Raw genomic sequence first — 1,753 nt, 5'->3', positions numbered from 1 at the left:
ACAATTCGCGTCGCGAATATTGTCGCGGAGCGCCGAGGGAATGTGAACTGGGTCACCTATCGTTGCGGCCCAGCGGGCAATCAGCGCGCAGCCAATCCAACTGGAGCACGTTCACCGCGCACTGCATCGAAAAGTGGTGCGTGGGAACAAACGCCGCCATATCCGAAGGCGTACCGAGTGTCACCTCGACGGCGGCGGATCGAATGATGAGGATCGAATGAATCTTCGACAAGGGATATACGCGGCCGTCACCGCCGCAGCCGTCGCCGTGCCGCCGGTGATGGCAGGTCAAGCGGCTCCGGCCGCCGCTGCGCCAGCGGGCTCGCCCGCGGTGGCTACTCCTGCACCGGCCGACGCCGCGGCTGCATTGCACTATCGGGCAGCTATCGACGGCATGAGCGTCGTAGCCACCATCGATGACGGCAGCTTCGCGGCCGACCCCGCGGCCGGGCAGGTCGCTCTACGCGACGCCGGTGGTGTTGTCGTGGATACCGCGCTGCTGCGCTTCGCGGTCGACCAAGCGCAGTTCCCCATCGACGCGCAGATTTCTGCCGACGGGCGCACGTTGCGCTTGACTCCGCAGCTGCCCACGGTGTCCCCGGGCCGGTCCGGGATCCAGCCGGTGGCCTCGCCCCTGGAAAATCAGCTCGCCATGAACGATCTCATCAATTCGGTGAGTTTCGGCCTGTCGGCGGGCAGCCTGATCGGCACCATCGTCGGCGCGGTCGTCGGCGTCGGTGCGGGCCTGGCGGTATCCGGCGCATCGTGCGTGGTGCTCAGCGTCGGGTGCGTGCTGGCGGTCGTTCCGATCGTCACCGTGATGGGAGCGGTCGGCGGAGTGGCGGGGCTGATCCTCGGCGGAGGGCCGGGTCTGGCCGCGGGAATGTGGAACTACTACACCACCCTCAACGCCGCGCCCGGGCAGAGCCCGTATGCCAGCCAGCTTCCGGCGTTCCGGAATCCGGCGCCGCGCGAGGAGGCGGGCAAGTGAACCTACGGCGGGGAACTTTGACCCTGGTGACCGCGGCCGCGACGGCTGTGGGCACGCTCGCCTACGCACAGTCGGCCACCGCCGAGCCTGCACCAACCGAACTGCACCTTCGGACCGATGTGACAGACGGCTGGGTTGTGACGACCATAGACGCCGGCATGTTCGCTGTGGCAGCGGATGGACGGTCGATCTCGGTGGTCGATGACGCGGGGCGATCGGTGGCCGAGCTACCGTTGGCCTTCGCGCTCGGAGACCGGAAATACAACATCCAGCAGGCTGTTTCGAGCGATGGCCGATCCCTGCGACTCGCCCCTGATCTGGCCAGCGCCCAACCGCTCGCGCAGCCGGTTGCTTCGCCACTGGAGAACCAGCTCGCGACGACCGAAGGCGTGACCAAGCTCGGCATGGCGCTGGCGGTCGGGCCACTGGCCGGTGCCATCGCGGGTGCGATCGTCGGTGTCGTGGTCGCGCTGGCATCATGTGCTGTCCTGGCTGTCGGCTGCCTACTGACAGGTCTGCCCATCATTGCGGTGTTCGCCGGTGCCGGCGGGCTCGTCGGCACCGTCGTCGGCGGTGGGGCGGGCGCGGCCTACGCGGCATGGAACTATCTGAACACGCTCAATGCCGCGCCAGGCCAAAGTCCTTACGCCAAAGACGATTTCGGCACCAATGGCGCCGGTGTCCCGGACCCGGTCCTGCGAGTGCCGAAGCTGCCCACCGGCTCGGCCGGCGGTAGCAGCAGCGGCAGCGCCAAGGGCTGAC

At 67.9% G+C, this 1,753-nt stretch carries 2 protein-coding genes; both read left to right on the top strand.

Annotated features, from left to right (window positions below; genetic code table 11):
• Positions 1 to 217: 217 nt before the first annotated feature.
• The gene (locus tag ACIRRA_RS45940) at positions 218 to 991 is read left to right on the top strand and encodes a hypothetical protein (RefSeq protein ID WP_402782452.1); all 774 of its coding nucleotides are present in this window, start codon (positions 218 to 220) and stop codon (positions 989 to 991) included.
• A 17-nt stretch (positions 992 to 1,008) separates the two neighbouring features.
• Positions 1,009 to 1,752 (top strand): ammonium transporter, encoded by a 744-nt coding sequence (locus ACIRRA_RS45935; protein WP_402782449.1) that lies wholly within the window; start codon positions 1,009 to 1,011, stop codon positions 1,750 to 1,752.
• Position 1,753: the final 1 nt, after the last annotated feature.

Origin of the sequence: Nocardia sp. NPDC101769 (genome assembly GCF_044766925.1) — a bacterium.
Taxonomy (GTDB): Bacteria; Actinomycetota; Actinomycetes; order Mycobacteriales; family Mycobacteriaceae; genus Nocardia.
The sequence above is the reverse complement of the archived record's forward strand: the minus strand, read 5'-3'. Positions and strand labels throughout refer to the sequence as shown.

Bases quoted from the DNA above. Each gene is read 5' to 3' on its own strand.
- ACIRRA_RS45940 (WP_402782452.1), top strand. From the start codon at position 218: ATGAATCTTCGACAAGGGATATACGCGGCCGTCACCGCCGCAGCCGTC.